This window comes from Mesorhizobium sp. M0217 (assembly GCF_040321955.1).
Lineage (GTDB): Bacteria > Pseudomonadota > Alphaproteobacteria > Rhizobiales > Rhizobiaceae > Mesorhizobium.
Window position 1 is genome coordinate 40,423 of record NZ_JAMYSN010000008.1, and the last position, 17,983, is coordinate 58,405.

General features: G+C 62.3%; 18 protein-coding genes. 4 read left to right on the forward strand and 14 right to left on the reverse strand.

The window, feature by feature from the left end:
* Positions 1-20: 20 nt before the first annotated feature.
* From era to rpoZ, 9 genes are all read right to left on the reverse strand, one after another.
* The gene (era, locus tag NKJ18_RS15300; protein WP_023670243.1) at positions 21-947 is read right to left on the reverse strand and encodes a GTPase Era; all 927 of its coding nucleotides are present in this window, start codon (positions 945-947) and stop codon (positions 21-23) included.
* Entirely contained in the window at positions 944-1,660 is a 717-nt protein-coding gene (gene rnc / locus NKJ18_RS15305) for a ribonuclease III (RefSeq protein ID WP_023692856.1), read from the reverse strand. The genes era and rnc overlap by 4 nt, the downstream gene beginning before the upstream one ends.
* A complete protein-coding gene (lepB, locus tag NKJ18_RS15310; RefSeq protein WP_023670241.1) occupies positions 1,660-2,409 on the reverse strand; it encodes a signal peptidase I in 750 nt (249 codons plus the stop codon). The genes rnc and lepB overlap by 1 nt, the downstream gene beginning before the upstream one ends.
* 90 nt (positions 2,410-2,499) lie before the next feature.
* Positions 2,500-2,913: a holo-ACP synthase gene (gene acpS, locus NKJ18_RS15315; RefSeq protein WP_023670240.1), complete on the reverse strand. Its 414-nt coding sequence runs from the start codon at positions 2,911-2,913 to the stop codon at positions 2,500-2,502.
* A complete protein-coding gene (locus NKJ18_RS15320; RefSeq protein ID WP_023670239.1) occupies positions 2,910-3,494 on the reverse strand; it encodes a DUF2062 domain-containing protein in 585 nt (194 codons plus the stop codon). Before NKJ18_RS15320 ends, acpS begins: the two co-directional genes overlap by 4 nt.
* Before the next feature lie 274 nt (positions 3,495-3,768).
* Positions 3,769-4,149: a VOC family protein gene (locus NKJ18_RS15325; protein ID WP_023835278.1), complete on the reverse strand. Its 381-nt coding sequence runs from the start codon at positions 4,147-4,149 to the stop codon at positions 3,769-3,771.
* A gap of 11 nt (positions 4,150-4,160) precedes the next feature.
* Positions 4,161-4,739, reverse strand: coding sequence for an orotate phosphoribosyltransferase (gene pyrE / locus NKJ18_RS15330; protein ID WP_023754778.1), 579 nt, complete (start codon positions 4,737-4,739; stop codon positions 4,161-4,163).
* 102 nt (positions 4,740-4,841) lie between these two features.
* The gene (locus NKJ18_RS15335) at positions 4,842-7,073 is read right to left on the reverse strand and encodes a RelA/SpoT family protein (protein WP_023670236.1); all 2,232 of its coding nucleotides are present in this window, start codon (positions 7,071-7,073) and stop codon (positions 4,842-4,844) included.
* A gap of 127 nt (positions 7,074-7,200) precedes the next feature.
* Positions 7,201-7,602, reverse strand: a complete 402-nt coding sequence (rpoZ, locus tag NKJ18_RS15340; protein WP_023670235.1) for a DNA-directed RNA polymerase subunit omega — start codon at positions 7,600-7,602, stop codon at positions 7,201-7,203.
* A gap of 331 nt (positions 7,603-7,933) precedes the next feature.
* Between rpoZ and NKJ18_RS15345 the strand changes: the two genes are divergently transcribed.
* Positions 7,934-8,515, forward strand: a complete 582-nt coding sequence (locus NKJ18_RS15345; protein WP_023670234.1) for a LabA-like NYN domain-containing protein — start codon at positions 7,934-7,936, stop codon at positions 8,513-8,515.
* Positions 8,512-9,177: a uracil-DNA glycosylase gene (locus NKJ18_RS15350; protein ID WP_023822745.1), complete on the forward strand. Its 666-nt coding sequence runs from the start codon at positions 8,512-8,514 to the stop codon at positions 9,175-9,177. The genes NKJ18_RS15345 and NKJ18_RS15350 overlap by 4 nt, the downstream gene beginning before the upstream one ends.
* A gap of 268 nt (positions 9,178-9,445) precedes the next feature.
* On the opposite strand, the gene NKJ18_RS15355 is transcribed toward NKJ18_RS15350, so the two are convergent.
* The 3 genes from NKJ18_RS15355 to dapA form a co-directional block, all read right to left on the reverse strand.
* Positions 9,446-10,153 carry a glycoside hydrolase family 25 protein gene (locus NKJ18_RS15355; protein ID WP_352758601.1) on the reverse strand — a complete coding sequence of 236 codons (708 nt, stop codon included), beginning with the start codon at positions 10,151-10,153 and terminating at the stop codon, positions 9,446-9,448.
* Between the two features lie 82 nt (positions 10,154-10,235).
* Complete coding sequence (gene smpB / locus NKJ18_RS15360) at positions 10,236-10,715, reverse strand: SsrA-binding protein SmpB (RefSeq protein ID WP_023687280.1); 480 nt, start codon at positions 10,713-10,715, stop codon at positions 10,236-10,238.
* A 25-nt stretch (positions 10,716-10,740) separates the two neighbouring features.
* Positions 10,741-11,622: a 4-hydroxy-tetrahydrodipicolinate synthase gene (gene dapA, locus NKJ18_RS15365; protein WP_031355741.1), complete on the reverse strand. Its 882-nt coding sequence runs from the start codon at positions 11,620-11,622 to the stop codon at positions 10,741-10,743.
* 277 nt (positions 11,623-11,899) lie between these two features.
* Here dapA and NKJ18_RS15370 point away from each other — a divergent pair, with 277 nt between their 5' ends.
* On the forward strand, positions 11,900-13,933 hold the full coding sequence (locus NKJ18_RS15370) for a lytic transglycosylase domain-containing protein (RefSeq protein ID WP_352758603.1): 2,034 nt from the start codon (positions 11,900-11,902) through the stop codon (positions 13,931-13,933).
* Between the two features lie 322 nt (positions 13,934-14,255).
* A complete protein-coding gene (locus NKJ18_RS15375; protein ID WP_352758606.1) occupies positions 14,256-15,158 on the forward strand; it encodes an alpha/beta fold hydrolase in 903 nt (300 codons plus the stop codon).
* 59 nt (positions 15,159-15,217) lie between these two features.
* On the opposite strand, the gene NKJ18_RS15380 is transcribed toward NKJ18_RS15375, so the two are convergent.
* Both NKJ18_RS15380 and NKJ18_RS15385 read right to left on the reverse strand, forming a co-directional pair.
* Complete coding sequence (locus tag NKJ18_RS15380) at positions 15,218-16,294, reverse strand: tyrosine-type recombinase/integrase (protein WP_352758609.1); 1,077 nt, start codon at positions 16,292-16,294, stop codon at positions 15,218-15,220.
* 240 nt (positions 16,295-16,534) lie between these two features.
* A complete protein-coding gene (locus NKJ18_RS15385) occupies positions 16,535-17,707 on the reverse strand; it encodes a porin (RefSeq protein WP_352580049.1) in 1,173 nt (390 codons plus the stop codon).
* Between the last annotated feature and the right edge of the window lie 276 nt (positions 17,708-17,983).

The window sequence follows — 17,983 nt, forward strand, 5'->3', positions numbered from 1 at the left end:
GCATTTCTAGACGATGAAGCTCAATGGGGAAACTCAAGCCCCATCTCACGGTAGCGTTCGGGGTCGTCGCCCCAGTTTTCACGCACTTTGACGAACAAGAACAGGTGCACTTTCTGCTCGAGAATGCCGGCTATTTCCATGCGCGCCGACTGGCCGATGGCGCGGATGGTCTCGCCCTTGTGGCCGAGCACGATCTTCTTCTGGCTGTCGCGCTCGACATAGATGGTCTGGTCGATGCGCACCGAGCCGTCCGGTTTCTCTTCCCATTTCTCGGTCTCGATATGCGAGGAATAGGGCAACTCCTGATGCAGCCGCAGATACAGCTTCTCGCGGGTGATCTCGGCGGCCAGTTGGCGCATCGGCAGGTCCGAGATCTGGTCTTCCGGATAGTACCAGGGGCCGACCGGCAGCGCTTGCGCGAGATAGTCGAGCAAATCCTTGCAGCCGGAGCCGGTCAGCGCCGAGACCATGAAGGTGCGCTTGAACGGCACCTTTTCGTTTGCTGCCGCAGCCAGGGCCAGCAGCGCCTCGTGCTTGACCCGGTCGACCTTGTTGAGGATCAGCACCATCGGCTGGCGGACGTCCTTCAGCCGCTCGAGGATGGCGTCGGCGTCACCCCTGATGCCGCGCTCGGCATCGATCAGCAGAAGCACGATATCGGCGTCCTTGGCGCCACCCCAGGCGGTGGTCACCATCGCGGTGTCGAGCCGGCGCTTCGGCTTGAAGATGCCGGGCGTATCGACAAAGACGATCTGCGCGTTGTCATGCGTGGCGATGCCGCGCACGATGGCGCGGGTGGTCTGCACCTTGTGGGTGACGATCGACACCTTGGCGCCGACCAGTTGGTTGACCAGCGTCGACTTGCCGGCATTGGGCGCCCCAATCAGGGCAACGAAGCCGGAATGCGTGGCCTCCGCTGCCGGAGGGAGATCTTCGCTGCCGGTCACGCCGCACTCCCTTGGTTGGCCCAGATGCCCTCGCGCATAAGAAACGCCGATGCCGCCGCTTCTTCGGCTGCGCGGCGAGAGCCGCCCGTGCCGCTTGCCGGCGCAAAACCGCCGACCTTCACGGACACCGTGAAAACCGGTTGATGTTCAGGTCCCTCGCGTTTCTCGATCGCGTATTCGGGCCTGACATCGCTGGTCTTGGCGATCCATTCCTGCAGGTCGGATTTCGGATTGGGCGGCTTGGCCACCACCTTTTGCGAGCGCGGCTCCCAGTAACGCAGGACGAATTGCCTTGCGGCATCGAGGCCGCCGTCGATATAGACCGCCGCGATCAGCGCCTCGACCGCATCCGCCAGATAGTTTCCGCCCGAGCCGCGCGAGCGCGCCTTCAAGGCAGCGTCGGCCCGAACCAGATCTTCGAGCTGCATTTCAATGCCGATCTCGGAGCATGTCCGCGCATCGACCAGGGCATTGAAGCGCGGGGCGATTTCACCTTCCGGCGCTTCAGGAAACTTTTCGAAAAGCAGGTCGGCAACGATCAGGCCGAGCACGCGGTCGCCAAGGAATTCGAGGCGCTGGTTGTTGCTGCTTGCCTTGACCGCACTGGAATGGGTCAGCGCGGTCTCAAGCAAACGGACATCCCGGAAGGAATGGCCGGTTTTGGCTGTCACCAAATCGGCCAGAGTTTCACCCGTCGGGCGCTTCAAAGCCATCAATTCACGAAATGGAACAGGCGCGACAGGCGCACCAGCGACGGCCATTTCCAGATCTCGAGCGGGCTCGCCTTCCCGGCGATCGAGAAGAAGACGATGTTAGCGCGGCCGACAAGGTTCTCCGCCGGCACGTAGCCGACGCTGAGGCGGCTGTCGGAGGAATTGTCGCGGTTGTCGCCCATCATGAAATAGTTGCCGGGGGGCACGACGAACTCGCGGGTGTTGTCGGTGATCGAATTCGGTGTCAGGTCGAGCGTGTCGTAGCTGACGCCGTTGGGCAGGGTCTCGCGATAGACGTCGACCGGCTCAGGCACTTCCGTGATATCAGGATTTTGGATCTGGCCGGTTTTCACACGAGGCACGCCCTGGCCGTTGATGAACAATTGGCCGTCCTTCATCTGGATCTTGTCCCCCGGCAGGCCGACGACGCGCTTGATGTAGTCGAGCGACGGATCCGGCGGGAACTTGAAGACCACCACGTCGCCGCGCTTCGGATCGGAACCCCAGATGCGGCCGGAAAAGATGTCGGGGCCGAATGGCAGCGAATAACGCGAGAAGCCGTAGGACCATTTGGTGACGAACAGATAGTCGCCTTCGAGCAAGGTCGGCCGCATAGAGCCGGACGGGATCGAGAAGGGCTGGAACAGCAACGTGCGGATGACCATGGCCAGCAGCAAAGCCTGGATGATGACGCTGACGATTTCGCCAAGCCCGCCGGATTTCTTCTCGGATTTTTCAGCCACGCTCATGTCGTCCTCGATTGTGCGTTGGATGGTATAGAGTCTCGGCGCGCGCTGGGCAACGTCAAGTCGGCGTTAGATAGCGGTCGTCTGATGCAATCAATGTGGCGCTTGTTCGGCGGGCAACGCCTCGATGATCACAAAGGCTTGAGCAAGCGGGAAATCATCGGTGATTGTGAGGTGGATCGCCGCTCTGTGCCCCTGTGGCAGGATTTTGGCCAGCCGTGCCGCCGCTCCCCCGGTCAGCGCCATGGTCGGCGCGCCGCTGGGCAGGTTGGCGACCCCCATGTCGCGCCAGAACACGCCCTGCGCCAGGCCGGTGCCAAGCGCCTTGGCGCAGGCCTCCTTGGCGGCGAAGCGCTTGGCATAGGAGGCGGCGCGGCCCTTGCGGCCTTCGGAGCGGACCTGTTCGACCTCGGTGTAGATGCGCTGGATGAAGCGCTGACCATGCCGTTCCAGCGACTTTTCGATGCGTCTGATGTCGATCAGGTCGCTGCCGATGCCGATGATCATTCCGCCGGAACTTCCCGTCCGCGGTGCCCGGCCTTATGCGCCCGCTCTGCCATGCGCTTCCTGCGCTGCTCGCGAAAGGCTGTCATCCCCCAGCGGGTAATGCCGTAGAAGATCAGCCCGAAGATCAGGCCGAGCGGCACAGCGCCGATCAGCATCGGCTCGAGCACCGGGTGCCACAGCTTTGCAAACGACAGCGTGTGCATCATCTCACCAAGATGCGCAGGCGGTCCGTTCTTGGGCAGGCGCTCATGCAGGATCAGCTTGCCGACTTCCCAGGACGCTCCCCACAGCAGCGGGAAAGTCAGCGGATTGCCGAAGAATACCGCGCCGAGGGCGGCGGCCACCAGATTGCCGGCGACCACCCAGCAGAGCACGGCGGCGACGGCGAAATGGAAGCCGAGCGGAAAGAAGGAGGCGAAAACGCCGGCCGCGACGCCGGCCGCGACCGCATGCGGTGTCGCCTTCAGCCGCAGGATGCGCTTGGAGAAATATTGCAACGAGCGCGAAAACGAGCGGCGCGGCCACAGATAGGTACGCACCCGCTCCAGAATGCCATCAGGCTTTCGGCGTCGAAAAAGCACTCTGTTCCAGTTCCCGGTTCGTCACGCCCAAATTGCAACCATCCCTGGCCGGGCGCGGTCGCTCCATCTTGCGCTTCGAGGGCGCAGAAAGGCAACAACGACTTTGATATAGCGACTGCCTTGCGGCGGAACAATGAAACGCCGCCGCGATGGTCTGCCGCAGGCGGGTAACAAGAGCGCCATTGGGGCGAAACTGAGGACAACACAACATCCAAGCGAGACTTTCATGACGACGATCAGGCCTGCCCGGGAAGACGACGCCGAGGCGGATAGACTATTCCCGATATTCGCTGACTTCGACCAAATTGCTGTCCGGGTCGCGGAAATAGACCGACATCATCGTGCCGCGGGCGCCGGTGCGCTCGACCGGGCCGACTTCGATGGCAACGCCATTGGCTTCGAGACTGGCGCAAATCTCGGCAAGCGGCCTTGCGGCGACCAGGCAGAAATCGCCGGAGCCAGGCATCGGCGTCTTGGCTTTCGGTTCAAAAGTGTGCGTTGCCTGATGCAGATTGATCTTCTGCGATCCGAACAGCAACGCCGTCGGCCGCTCCGGCTCGTCGAGGCGCTTCAGGCCAAGCACCCGCTGGTAGAAGGCGCAGCTGTCCTCCACCGAGCGGACCGTCAGCACGAAATGATCGATGCCGGCGATCATTGTGATGTCCCCTAGATGTTGCGGCTTCCTGGCTTAACGGCGGGAATGGCGGCAAGTTCCGGCGGCAGGCGGTCGGCGGGATAGGCCGGGACCTCGTATTCGGCAAGCGCGATCAGCGGCACGCCGACATTGGTCTTGCCGGCCGAGCGGTCGATGATGCAGGCCGCCGCCACGACCTCGGCGCCAATCGCGCGCAGGCAGTCGATGGTTTCGCGGATCGAAAGACCAGTGGTGACGATGTCCTCGACGATGACGACGCGCGAGCCGGCAGCGATCTCAAAGCGGCGCAGCCTGAACTCGCCGCCTTCGCGCTCCACCCAGATTGCAGGCACACCGAGATGGCGCGACGTCTCATAGGCCGGGATCAGGCCGCCGATCGCCGGGCCGACGACGTAGTCGATCTTGCCCGGCACCGCCTTTTGAATCTTCTCGGCCAGCGCCTTGCAAAGCCGCTCGGTCTTGTCGGCATGCATGAAGACGCGCGCCTTCTGCAAGAAGACCGGGCTGCGCAGGCCGGACGTCAGGATGAAATGCCCCTCCAGAACAGCGCCCGCCTCGCGGAAAATGCCCAGCACCTCGTCGGTATTCATAACTCGCCCCATGTCCATGGTGAATGGTGAAATGGTGAATGGTGAATGGTAGTGAGAGCGCCTTCTTTCACTATTCACTATTCACTATTCACTATTCACTATTCACCCATTCACACGCCGCGCATCGCTGACGCTCGAATTATCCTTGAGCTGCGACAGCAGCCGGTTGAGGTGCTTCAGATCCCAGACTTCGAGATCGATCAGCATTTCGGTGAAGTCGGGCGCGGTGCGCACCATCGACAGCGTATGAATGTTGGCGTCGTTGGAGGCAACGACCTGGGCGATGTCGGCGAGCGAGCCCGGCGCGTTGATGGCGGTGACCGAGACGCGCGCCGGAAAGCGCTCCTTGGTCTGCTCGTCAATGTCCCAGCGCACGTCGATCCAGCGCTCCGGCTGGTCGTCGAAGGCCTGCAGCGCCGGCGACTGGATGGGATAGATGGTGATGCCGGTGCCCGGCTGGACAATGCCGACGATGCGGTCGCCAGGCACGGCCCCTTCCGGCGCGAAACGCACCGGCAGGTCGCCGCGCACGCCGCGGATCGGCACCGCGCCATCGCGCGGCTGGTCCTTGTCCTTGCGCGCGGCTCGTGTGCCGGGCATCTGGAACAGCATGCCGGCGGCGTTGCGGATCTTCGACCAGCCCTCCTCGCGCTGCTTGGGGGCGCTGACGGTGACGCGCTCGTCCTTGTAGTCTGGGAAGACGGCCTTCATGACGTCGGTCGAGGCAAGTTCGCCGCGCCCGACCGAGGCCAGCACATCCTCGATGTCCTTGCGCGCCAGCCGGTGCAGCACCGGCTTCAGGCTTTCCTTGGTGAAGGTCTTGCCGGCGCGTTCGAAGGCGCGCTCGAGAATGCGGGCACCAAGACCTGAATATTGCTTGCGAATGGCGTTCTTGGTGGCGCGGCGGATGGCTGAACGCGCCTTGCCGGTGACCACCACCGACTCCCACGCCGCCGGCGGCACTTGCGCCTTGGAGCGGATGATCTCGACCTCGTCGCCGTTCTTCAGTTCCGTCATTAGCGGCATGATGCGGCCGTTGACCTTGGCACCGACGCAGGTGTCGCCGACATCGGTGTGCACGGCATAGGCGAAGTCGATGGGCGTGGCGCCGCGCGGCAGCGCAATCAGCATGCCTTTCGGCGTGAAGCAGAATACCTGGTCCTGGAACAGCTCCAGCTTGGTATTTTCGAGGAAGTCTTCCGGGTTGTCGCCTTCTGCCAGTTGCTCGATGGTGCGCCGCAGCCAGGCATAGGCGTTGGTCTCCTTCGAGATCGCATGGGCGGCGCCGTTCGTCTTGCCGCCGGTGTCCTTGTAGATCGAATGGGCGGCGACGCCATATTCGGCGATCTTGTTCATCTCGCGGGTGCGGATCTGCAGTTCGACGCGCTGGCGCGACGGGCCGACAATGGTGGTGTGGATCGAACGGTAGTCGTTCTGCTTGGGCGTAGAAATGTAGTCCTTGAAGCGGCCAGGCACCATCGACCATGTGGTGTGGATGGCGCCGAGCGCGCGGTAACAGTCTTCGACGCTGTCGACGACGACGCGGAAGCCGAAGATGTCCGAGAGCTGCTCGAAGGACAGCGCCTTGGCCTCCATCTTGCGGAACACCGACCACGGCTTCTTCTGCCGGCTCTTCACCCCGGCATTGATGGCATGCTTCTCGAACAGCGCCGACAGCGCCTTTTCGATGTCGGTCAGCACACCCTTGTTGCGCTCGAATATCTCGGCAAGCCGCGCGGTGACGGCGCGGTAGGCTTCCGGATTGATGAAGCGGAAGGCGATCTCTTCCAGCTCCTCACGCATGCCTTGCATGCCCATGCGCCCGGCCAGCGGCGCGTAGATGTCCATCGTCTCCTCGGCGATGCGCAGGCGCTTGGCCTCGGGCATGTGGTCGAGGGTGCGCATGTTGTGCAAACGGTCGGCGAGCTTGACCAGCAGAACGCGGACATCCTCCGAGATGGCCAGCAACAGCTTGCGCAGGTTTTCCGCCTGCTCGGCCTTCTTGGAGACGAGATCGAGCTTCTTCAGCTTGGTCAGGCCTTCGACCAGCTTGCCCATTTCGGGGCCGAACAGATCGTCGATCTCGGCCCGCGTCGCGGTGGTGTCCTCGATCGTGTCGTGCAGCAAGGCGACAGCGATCGTCGCCTCATCCATGTGCATTTCGGTGAGGATGGCGGCGACTTCGAGCGGATGCGAGAAATAGGGATCGCCGGAAGCGCGCTTCTGGTGGCCATGCTTCTGCATGGCGTAGACATAGGCCTTGTTGAGCAACGCCTCATTGACGTCAGGCTTGTAGCGCGCAACGCGCTCGACAAGCTCATACTGACGCATCATGGGCGGGTTCTCACGGTGCTGAAATGATTGATGCGCCGCACTGATGTACGGCGCATCTCATAGATAACCACGAAACACACGGGACGGAAGTGCCGGAATCATATTCCCGGCAGGTCCAGGGCAGCGATTAGTAGTCGTCGCTCTTTTCCGGGGGAACCAGGCCCTCGATGCCGGCCAAAAGGTCTTCCTCGGTCATGCGATCGAAGGTGACGTTTTCTTCCGCGTCGTCGGCGTCGGTAGCTGCAACTGCGTTGCCGGTCTGGTCGGCGATCGCCTCGCCGTCGGCCTCGGGCTCGTCAACCTCGACATGCTTCTGCAGCGAGTGGATCAGATCTTCCTTGAGGTCGTCGGGCGACAGCGTCTCGTCGGCGATCTCGCGCAGCGCCACGACCGGGTTCTTGTCGTTGTCGCGCGGCACGGTGATCGGCGCGCCCTGGCTGATCTGGCGGGCGCGATGGCCGGCAAGCAGCACGAGCTCGAAGCGGTTGTCGACCTTGTCGATGCAGTCTTCAACGGTTACGCGGGCCATTGATTGCCCCTTTCATGCCTGGATTTGATGGAAAACAGGCGCGGTCCATAACCCGAACGCCGCCAAAATACAAGCATTATGGCTCTGTGGCCCCATGGGCTGGCGAATGCCAGCTTCTGGCGCCGCTGAATGCCTTGCCGGCGAAGCCCGCCTACCGGGCGACGACACGGCTCCGATCACAATTGCTTGCAGTGCGCCCGGCACCCTTGGATTGCCGTAAAACTGGCGCTATCTCGGTTGACGAAAGGTCAGCCGGTTTATTTACGAGCCGAGCGATATAAACGACCCATTTCGATTAGTCCGCCACCTATTTCGAAAAAGGAATATTGCCATGTTCGACCCCCGTGAAAAAATCGCTCTTTTCATAGACGGCGCCAATCTTTACGCCACGTCGCGCGCACTCGGCTTCGACATAGACTACCGCAAACTGCTATCCAGCTTCCAGAAGCGCGGCTATCTGCTGCGGGCCTATTACTACACCGCTCTGGTCGAGGATCAGGAATACTCTTCGATCCGTCCCCTGATCGACTGGCTCGACTATAATGGCTTCAAGGTGGTGACCAAGCCGGCCAAGGAGTTCACCGACTCGACCGGCCGCCGCAAGATCAAGGGCAATATGGACATCGAACTGACCGTCGATGCGCTCGAACTTGCCGATGTTGTCGACCACTATGTCATCTTCTCCGGCGACGGCGACTTCCGCACACTGGTCGAAGCGCTGCAGCGGCGCGGCCGCAAGGTCTCGATCGTCTCCACCATGGCCTCGCAACCACCGATGATCTCGGACGATCTGCGCCGCCAGGCCGACCATTTCATCGATTTGACCTCGCTGAAGAACGAGGTCGGCCGCGATCCCTCCGAACGGCCGGTGCGCAGGCCCGAGCCGGCCGAAGTCGAAGAGGAAGACTATTGACGGCGGCGGCCTTGGACGCCGCTCCCGAACCCGACCGCGACTGCCCGCTCTGCCCGCGCCTGCATGATTTCATCGCAGACTGGCGGCAGCGCGAGCCGTCGTGGTTCAATGCGCCGGTGCCGACTTTCCTGCCGCCTGATGGCGAGGACGCCGTCGAGCTGCTGATCGTCGGGCTGGCGCCCGGCCTGCGCGGCGCCAACCGCACCGGGCGACCGTTCACCGGCGACTATGCCGGCGACCTGCTCTACTCAACGATGATCGCTCACGGTCTTGCCCGCGGCGAGTTCAAGGCGCGGCCGGATGACGGGCTCGAACTGATCGGCACCGCGATCACCAATGCGGTGCGCTGCGTGCCGCCGGAGAACAAGCCGGTCGGCGCCGAGATCGCCACTTGCCGCAGCTTTCTGGTGCCGACGATCGCGCGCTTTCCAAAATTGCGCGCCGTGCTGGCGCTGGGCTCGATCGCCCACCAGTCGACCGTCAGGGCGCTGGGTCAGCGCGTCGCTGCCTATCCGTTCAAGCACGGCGGTCAGTTGCCGGCCGGCGGCGTTACGCTGTTTTCCAGCTATCACTGCTCGCGCTACAACACCAACACCGGTGTTTTGACCGAACCCATGTTTGTCAAGGTATTCAGCGACATCGCCGCCTTCCTGCGCAATTAACGCCTTCAGAACCCCGCCAGCACGATCTTGCGCTTGGCTTGCCCGGGCGCGGATGACGAAGCTTGCCGAAAGGCGGGCATGACGAGACAGGCGCTCTCCAAAGCCTTGAGCGGCGACGGGAACCCGGAATTGCGACAATCATGAAAGTCCCGGAAGCGCTCGGTCTGAAACCGACCTTCGTTAGCGCGCAGACTGGCCGGAACGCTGGGTAGGACCGATCAGCGCCGCGATGTTTGGTTCCAATCTCGCGCCGGTCGAGCACGCCAGGTCAAGGCGCGGCCAACAACTCAGCCAGCTTCTCCTGCCCGCCCTTCAGCACATTCAGATCGACATCGCCGACGATGCCGTCGACGCGGCCCATATTGTGGTACTGCCAGTAGATCCAGTCGTTGCGACCTGGCTCCAGGAGCAACGAGCGACGCCAGAGCGGGCGAACGTCGATTTTCCCGGCATAGGCGTCCTCGGCCTCGTCGGTCAGGTAGATGATCGCCGGCTTGCCGAACGCAGCCTCAACCGGTCCGAGGAAGGCCTGGAGTTCCGCGCTCAGCTGCTCCGGCGAGGGGCGTTGCGGGCAGTTGCCGCCGAATTCGATGTCGACGACCGGCGGCAGCAGCGGCTGGTCGTGCGGCACCACCGCGATGAAATTTTTCGCCTGGTCAGCGCCCGGCCGGCAGAAGGTGAAGAAGTGATAGGCGCCGACGGCGAGGCCGGCCGCGCGCGCCTCGCGCAGATTCTTGGCGAAGGCATCGTCGACATGGTCGCCGCCCTCGGTCGCCTTGATGACCGCGAAGGCGACATCGTCGGCGGCAACGCGCCGCCAGTCGATCTCACCCTGATGATGGGAAACGTCGATACCCCTGACCGGATAGCTGTCACGATCCGGCGAGAACGTCCGGAAATAGAAGATGCCGCCTGCGGCGACGATGCCGGCGAAGACCAGACTGGCCGCACCCCAGAGGATGATCCGGTTCTTCAAGCCTTCCCCCGTCGTGTTTTGCTGTTGCAGCTGTTCGAAACTTGAAAGCCGATGTCTGGCTTTTCTGGGGCTGCCTGAGATTCTAGCCGCGTTCCTTCATGAGCCGGCCCTTTTCGCGCGACCAGTCGCGCTGCTTTTCGCTCTCGCGCTTGTCGTGCAGTTTCTTGCCGCGGCCGACGGCGAGCAGCAGCTTGGCACGGCCCTGGTCGTTGAAGTAGATTTTCAGCGGCACCAGCGTCATGCCTTCGCGGTCGATGCTCTGCGCCAGTTTTGCCATCTCGCGCTTGTTGAGCAGCAGCTTGCGGCGCCGCCTGGGCTCGTGGTTGAAGCGGTTGGCCTGCAGATATTCCGGCAGATAGGAGTTGATCAGCCAGATCTCGCCACCCTCGACCGAGGCGTAGCTGTCCTGGATGTTGGCCTGACCCTGGCGCAACGACTTGACCTCGGTGCCGGTTAGCACAAGGCCGGCCTCGACCGTGTCGAGCACCTCATAGGAAAACCGCGCCTTGCGGTTTTCCGCAACGGTCTTGTTGTTGGGATCGGCTTTTCTGACCTGGTTCATGATACGGAGAGGTGGCGCCTCATCCTTAATTTATCAAGCCGGCGTGTTTCATCGCCGCATCGATCTTCTCGGCGGTCGACGCCTCGATGGTCACCAGCGGCGAGCGCACCACGTTCTCGACCTTGCCAATTTTCGACAGCGCGTATTTGACGCCGCACAGGCCGGGCTCGAGGAAGATCGCCTTGTGCAGCGGCAGCAGACGGTCCTGCAATTCCAGCGCCTTGGCGCTGTCACCGGACAGTGTGGCTTCCTGGAATTCGGCGCACAGCCGCGGCGCGACATTCGACGTCACCGAGATGCAGCCGACACCGCCATGGGCGTTGAAGCCGAGGGCAGAGGCATCCTCACCTGAAAGCTGGATGAACTCCTTGCCGCAGGTGGCGCGCTGTTCGGACACGCGCTCGACCTTGCCGGTGGCATCCTTGACGCCGACGATGTTCTTGAAGTCGTGCGCCAGCCTGCCCATCGTCTCCGGCATCATGTCGATCACCGAGCGCGGCGGGATGTTGTAGATGATGATCGGCAGCTTGGTCGCCCTGGCGACGGCGGCGAAATGCTCGTACAAGCCGCGCTGTGTTGGCTTGTTGTAATAAGGCGTGACCACCAGAGCGGCGTCGGCGCCCGCCTGCTCGGCATACTGCACCAGACCGACCGCTTCCGCGGTGTTGTTGGAGCCGGCGCCGGCCACGACCGGAGCGCGCCCCTTGGCCACCTCGATGCAGACCTTGACGACATGGCGATGCTCGTCATGCGACAGCGTCGGCGACTCGCCGGTGGTGCCGACCGGGACGAGGCCCGTCGTGCCCTCGCCAAGTTGCCATTCGACGAAGGCGCGAAAGGCTTTCTCGTCGAAACGCCCGCTCTTTTCGAACGGTGTCACGAGCGCAGTAAGCGAGCCTCTCAGCATGTCGTCCAACTCCTTGGAACTTGTTTGTTTATGCATGTCGTCGTCCCAAAACCGGTTCCCACTTTTGGGCGACTGCATCGGGCGCCTTCTAGCCGAAAGCGAAGCCGCGCACCATAGTCTCGACACTGTTGCGCGGCAAGCATGCCGATGGTGCCAGCAAGCGCAATTCGAACGGCCTCGATAATCCTTTGTTTACGAGCTCTTCACGACCTAAGTCTAGGCTCTCGGGCACCTGGGCTTGCCATCTAAAGTGCCGCAACAGGGAAAGATCAGGATCATGCCGGCCGGTCGGCCACTCCGCTTCATATTGCTTGGCGCCGTTGCCCTGCTGATAGTGGGGACGGCGGCAAACGAGAGCGTCGACGAGCAGACGACCTCATCGATCCCGATGCCCGACATGCAAGGCAGAGCGCAGACCGATGCGCCCTCCCCCAGTATCGTCGTGCTGAAAAGCGGTCTCGACGCATTGGCGACCGGCGATATCGCCGCGGCGCGAGCCGTGCGCGAAACATTGCCGGCCCATTCGCTGGACCGCCATATCCTGGCCTGGGCAATCGCGCTCTATGGCGGCGACCGTGTGCCGAGCAGCGAGATTGCCGATACCGCAAAGATGCTGCCGAACTGGCCGGGCACCATGGCCTTGCGCAAGAACAGCGAGCGCGCGCTCTACCGCGAAAGCCCGTCGCCGCAGACCGTGGTGAAAGCCTTTGACGGCAGCCAACCGCTGACCTTTCAAGGCGTGGTCATCCTTGCCCGCTCCTATGGAGCTCTCGGCAACACCAAGGCGGCGCTTTCCGTGCTGTCGCCATTCTGGCGCACCGAGAAGCTGGAAGCCAGTGACGAGGCGGCCGTCGTCAAGGAGTTCGGCGCCATCATTCCGGCTGCCGACCATCGTTTCCGCATGGAGCGGATGTTTTATGCCGACCGGGAGAATTCGGCGCTGCGGGTCGCAGCCCTTGCTGGCGCGCAACCGCTGGCCGATGCCTGGGCCGCCGCCTCGCGTGGCGACAAGAACGCGGCCAAGCTGTTGAAAGCAGTGCCTGCCGCACAGCAATCGGCCGGCTATTTCTTCGCGCAAGCCGAATATCTGCGCAAGCAGCGGAAGTTTGCGGACGCCGCCGCGGTGATGATGAAAGCGCCAACGAACCGCGACGCGCTGGTCGATCCCGATGCCTGGTGGGTCGAGCGCCGCGTGCTGTCGCGCGCACTGGTCGACCAGGGCGACTGGAAGACCGCCTACAAGATCGTTGCCGCGCATGCCGCCGAAAGCCCCGCCAGCGCCGCCGAGGCCGAATTCCACGCCGGCTGGTATGCGTTGCGCGGCCTCAACGATCCTGCGACGGCCTCGACCCATTTTGCCCGCATCGCCGATCTCGCGCAGGGACCGATGTCGCTGTCACGCGCCTATTACTGGCTTGGCCGCGCGGCGGAAGTCGGCGGTCCCGGCAATGCGAAGGATTATTTCACCAAGGCGGCAGCCTATGGCACCACTTTCTACGGGCAGTTGGCGGCGGAACGGGTTGGCTTGCGCACGCTGAACATCGTCTATCCCGAGCCAAGCACTGCCGACCGCCAAAGCTTTGACGGCCGCGAAGCCGTCAGCGCCATCAAGCGGCTGCAGGAGGCGGGCTACGACCGCTATGCCGAGACGCTTTACCGCGACCTCGCCGGGCAGTTGACCAGCCCCGGCGAGCTGGCGCTGCTTGCGGTGCTGGCGGAAAAGCAGGGCAATCATTTCATGGCGCTGAAGATCGGCAAGATCGCCGGCGCGCGCGGCATCGATGTCGGCGCGCTGTCGCATCCGCTGGGCGTCATTCCCGACACCGCCGACATATCCGGCTCGGGCAAGGCGCTGGCCTATGCGATCGCCCGCCAGGAAAGCGAATTCAATGTCGGCGCCGTCTCCAGCGCCGGCGCGCGCGGCCTGCTGCAGCTGATGCCGGGCACCGCCAAGCAATTGGCGAAGAAGGCAGGACTGAGCTTTTCCCAGGATCGGCTGACCAGCGATGCCGGTTACAATGCGACGCTGGGGGCTGCCTTCCTTGGCGAGCAGCTCGACCGCTTCGGCGGCTCCTATGTGCTGACCTTCGCCGGCTACAATGCCGGCCCTAACCGCGCCAGCCAATGGGTAGCCAAGTACGGCGACCCGCGCGGCAAGGGCATCGACGCCGTCGTCGACTGGATCGAGCGGATTCCCTACACGGAAACAAGAAGTTACGTGCAGCGCGTGATGGAGAATTACGAGGTCTACAAGATGCGTATTTCGGGGAAGTACGATATAGTTGGGGATTTGGTGAACGGAAGGGGTTGAGGCGGCAGAGCTGTCGCCACGGGCAGTCGTTGGCGATCCTTCGCGCCCCCCTCTGGCCTGCCGGCCATCTCCCCCACGAGTGGGGAGATCAGCTGTCATTGCCGATTTCGCCAATCTCCAACGTCGAAGGAAGGGCGTAGCACCTGAACCGCCAATCTCCCCCCTCGTGGGGCCTCGTGGGGGGAGATGTCCGGCAGGACAGAAGGGGGCGCTGTCCCTCCGACATTTCCAAGAGTGTCAGCTTGCCGACAACCCTCGATTTGACCGCTCCCACCCTCGCCTGTAGCAGACGGAGACAATCCGGCCAGGGAGTCCTTTTAATATGTCGAGCACCGACGGCTTCTCCGACTTTTTCTACACCGCGCCGGACGGGCTCAAGCTTCACGCCCGCGTCTATGGCGAGACCAATTCGGCAGACTGGCAGGTCGTTTGCCTGGCCGGCTTGACCCGCAACGCGCGCGATTTCCATGAGCTGGCGCTTTATCTGTCGCAGCGGACCGACAATCCGCGCAAGGTCATCGCCTTCGACTATCGCGGCCGCGGCCAGTCCGCTTACGACCCTGATATCGGCCACTACACTATCGGCATCGAGGCCGGCGATGTCCTCGTTGGACTGGCCGCTCTGAACGTCGAGGAAGCGGCCTTCGTCGGCACCTCGCGCGGCGGGCTGATCATCCACGTGCTCGGCGCGCTGCGGCCAGCCGCGCTGAAAGCCGTTGTGCTGAACGACATCGGACCGGTGATCGAGGCCGCGGGGCTCGCCCATATCCAAACCTATCTCGACCCGGCACCGAAACCGAAGAGCCGCGCTGAGGCGATCGATGCGCAACGCGTCGCGCACGGCGCGGATTTTCCCGCGCTGACGGCAGCGGATTGGGAGCGGATGGTGTCGGCCCTTTACCGGGAGACGGGCGAAGGTCTCCTGCTGCCGGATTTCGACACGCAGTTGGTCCAGACGGTGGCGGGCCTCGACCTCAGCAAGCCGTTGCCGGATCTGTGGCCACAGTTCGAGGCGCTGGCGGCCATACCTTTGCTTGCCATTCGCGGCGCCAACTCGAAACTCCTGTCGGCCGACACACTCGACGAGATGCAAAAGCGTCATTCCGGCATGGAAGCGATCACCGTCGAGGGCCAGGGCCATGCCCCCTTCCTGGAGACAGGCAATCTGCCGGGCGCTATCGCGGCTTTCCTGGATGGAGTACCAAATTCTGCCCAGAAAAAGTAAACCCCAAGATCAAATTTTACTCCTGCAGTTCCGTGGCAGTATATGAAAGCCTTGGGTAACTATTTGGCTTTCGAGCTTTTCCGGGGCGCCTTAGGTGCCCTCGCCGCTGCCGCTTTGCTCTTTTGGGCAGGCGCTGGCACTGAGGCCGTGGTCAGCGGCGATGCGAAGGCGGAGTTTTTTCCATCGCCGGACAGCCCTTCGCCGCGGGGGGTTTCCAGCACGACGACGCAGCCGTCGAGATCGTTGGTGGCCAGATGGGCGTAGCGCATGGTCATCGAAAGCGTCTGATGGCCGAGCCACATCTGAACGCGGCGGATGTCGATGCCGCCCTGGACCAGACGTGACGCGCAGGTGTGACGCAAGATGTGCGGCACCACCTGATCGTCGGCGCCGAGACCGACTTCGGCCTTCGCATCGTTCCAGATGGCGCGAAACTGTGCCTGGCTGAGTTTGGTGAACGGACCCTTGGGCCGGCGGCCCTCTGACGGCGGCAGTTTGATCACCTCTTTGACCCGCTCGGTCATCGGGATGGTGCGGCTGCGGCCGGATTTGGTGATCCAGAACGAGACGCGATGTTCCTGGATATCGTTCCAGATCAGTCCAAGCGCCTCGCCGAGGCGGCAACCGCTGTCGACGAGAAAGACCGAGAGACGGTAGGCGTCTTCGCTGCGGGTCCTGATGGCGGCGAACAGCCTTGCTTCTTCGTCCCTTTCGAGGAAACGAATCCGTCCCGCCCGCTCCTTCTGGCGGCGGAACTCGGGCAGGCTGTGGATATCCCCCATCTTGTAAGCCTTGCGCAGCAGTTTGCTGAGGGCAGCCATCTTTCGATTGATGGTTGCGTTGCTGTTGCCGCGCTGGCGCAAGGTGCCGATAAGATTATCAAGGGTGCTCTGGTCAAAGGCGCTGAACCGTTCTCCGAGGAGAATCTCGTCTATTTCGCCGATGAAGGAGCTGACATTGTATTTATGTCGCCCATCATCCCAGAGTATGTCTCGGTATGCTGAAAAAAGCTCTCCGACCCGGTGCGACTTTACTTCTCTGATCTTGTTGTAGCTGTATTTTATCTTCGCACTTTGAGAAGAGAACATTGAGAAATGTTCGGAGGGGTCGCCCTCTTGTATCGCGTCGATGGTCATAAATTGCCACACCCCCGAGTGGATAGAGTCAGACCTACCCGCTTGGAAGCGTCCTTTCAAGAGATTTAATCACGCAGTTGTGAATTCATCCGCCCATCAGCGGATCCCACGAACTCATCCTACGGACTGTTCAGCTGCCGATTCCCCCTGTTCCTTCTGCTTGTCTTGTCCAGCCACGAAACAAAAACAGCCCGGGCGTTTATGCGCCCGGGCTGGTATTCACCTGTATAAAGCCAGCCCTTAGAACGAGCGCTGGAAGCGGAGCATGCCGCCGATGGCGTCGTCATCGCGGGCATCGGTCCAATCGGAGTCGCCAACGTTGATGTAGTCGACTTCGGCCGTGACCGTGAAGCCGGGAACGACGTCGTAGGCGATGTTCGCCGCGGCGCCGAAGTTCTTGTCTTCGTCATACGAAAGCTGGACGTTGAACGAGGTCTTCTCGTTGATGGTGTAGGTGCCACCACCCCAGACTGCCCAGTTGCCGCCCCACTGCTTGTAGAAGCCGCGGCCGCCGGCCGGGATTGCCCAGGTCGGATCCGACAGGTTGTCGTCGGTGCCATAGCCGCCAATGATGAACAGCGACAGGTTCTGCATCGGGGTGACGTCCAAACGCACCTTGCCGGCGACTTCTTCGTAGTTGCTGTCGTAAGCAATCACGCCGGTGATGGCGCCCCAGCCCTGTGTGTACTTCAGACCGCCGACGACATGCGGAACATAGCTGTCGATGGTGCCGACGACGCCAGAGCCTTCTTCGAGCGAGAGGACGGCGGAGAAGCCGTTGCCCGCATCGAAGTAGTACTGGATGACGTTGGTGTCGAAGCCGCCGTAGGGGACCAGCGTATCCTGGATGACGTTGCCGGCATAGCCGATGAACGTATTGAAGGCCGATTCGTCTTTACCGACGCGCAGGCCACCGAGCTGGATCCAGGCGAAGTTCAGCGAAACGCTCTTCATGCCGGCCGGATTGCTATCGAAAGCGGTTTCATCGACGAGGGGTGTGGCCGGATCATCAGCGATGTTGGTGGCGTACCGATTGTTGTTGCCGAAGTTGAAGCGGGTCTCGGTGTAGGTCTTCAAGGTGCCGAGTTCGGTTTCCTGGCCGGTCCAGGTCTTGAAGGTGGCGCGGGCATTCTTGTACCAGGTGTCCTGCGCGTCACCATCTTCGTGGTCGAGCGACTCCGCACCCGTGAATGCGCCGACGTCGCCGGCGCCGATATCGTAGCGGACATAGCCGCCGATGCGCAGGCAGGTTTCGGTGCCGGGAATGTAGAAGTAGCCCGAGCCGTAAACGTCGCAAATCTTGACGTATTCAGCCGGTTCCGGCTCGGCGACGACGACGGCGTCGGCGGCGCGCGCACCGGAAACTGCGATCAGGGCCGCAGCGGAGCCGAGGAGAAGGCTCTTAATGTTCATTTTCTGACCTCCAGTCAAAAGTTAAAAAACGGGTCTGGGTATTCTTTGCTGAAGGACAGCGTTCCCTGCCCCATCCCCACTACCGAAAAAGATGCGCACCGCGCCGCTCCTTCGAAATCGACATTACCCATGAGGCGGCGGCGTTCAACCACGATCGTACCGGCGAAAGGGCTATGCGGGCGCTATCCCCATGCGTTGTTGCACAAATGACACGATTTGGCCTCAGTCAGAAAGCTCTCATTAACTATCGAAGGGCCCGCAAGCCTTATCCAGCGC

Bases quoted from the DNA above. Each gene is read 5' to 3' on its own strand.
- rnc (WP_023692856.1), bottom strand. From the start codon at position 1,660: ATGGCTTTGAAGCGCCCGACGGGTGAAACTCTGGCCGATTTGGTGACA.
- lepB (WP_023670241.1), bottom strand. From the start codon at position 2,409: ATGAGCGTGGCTGAAAAATCCGAGAAGAAATCCGGCGGGCTTGGCGAA.
- acpS (WP_023670240.1), bottom strand. From the start codon at position 2,913: ATGATCATCGGCATCGGCAGCGACCTGATCGACATCAGACGCATCGAA.
- NKJ18_RS15325 (WP_023835278.1), bottom strand. From the start codon at position 4,149: ATGATCGCCGGCATCGATCATTTCGTGCTGACGGTCCGCTCGGTGGAG.
- pyrE (WP_023754778.1), bottom strand. From the start codon at position 4,739: ATGAATACCGACGAGGTGCTGGGCATTTTCCGCGAGGCGGGCGCTGTT.
- NKJ18_RS15335 (WP_023670236.1), bottom strand. From the start codon at position 7,073: ATGATGCGTCAGTATGAGCTTGTCGAGCGCGTTGCGCGCTACAAGCCT.
- rpoZ (WP_023670235.1), bottom strand. From the start codon at position 7,602: ATGGCCCGCGTAACCGTTGAAGACTGCATCGACAAGGTCGACAACCGC.
- NKJ18_RS15345 (WP_023670234.1), top strand. From the start codon at position 7,934: ATGTTCGACCCCCGTGAAAAAATCGCTCTTTTCATAGACGGCGCCAAT.
- smpB (WP_023687280.1), bottom strand. From the start codon at position 10,715: ATGAACCAGGTCAGAAAAGCCGATCCCAACAACAAGACCGTTGCGGAA.
- dapA (WP_031355741.1), bottom strand. From the start codon at position 11,622: ATGCTGAGAGGCTCGCTTACTGCGCTCGTGACACCGTTCGAAAAGAGC.
- NKJ18_RS15370 (WP_352758603.1), top strand. From the start codon at position 11,900: ATGCCGGCCGGTCGGCCACTCCGCTTCATATTGCTTGGCGCCGTTGCC.
- NKJ18_RS15375 (WP_352758606.1), top strand. From the start codon at position 14,256: ATGTCGAGCACCGACGGCTTCTCCGACTTTTTCTACACCGCGCCGGAC.
- NKJ18_RS15380 (WP_352758609.1), bottom strand. From the start codon at position 16,294: ATGACCATCGACGCGATACAAGAGGGCGACCCCTCCGAACATTTCTCA.
- NKJ18_RS15385 (WP_352580049.1), bottom strand. From the start codon at position 17,707: ATGAACATTAAGAGCCTTCTCCTCGGCTCCGCTGCGGCCCTGATCGCA.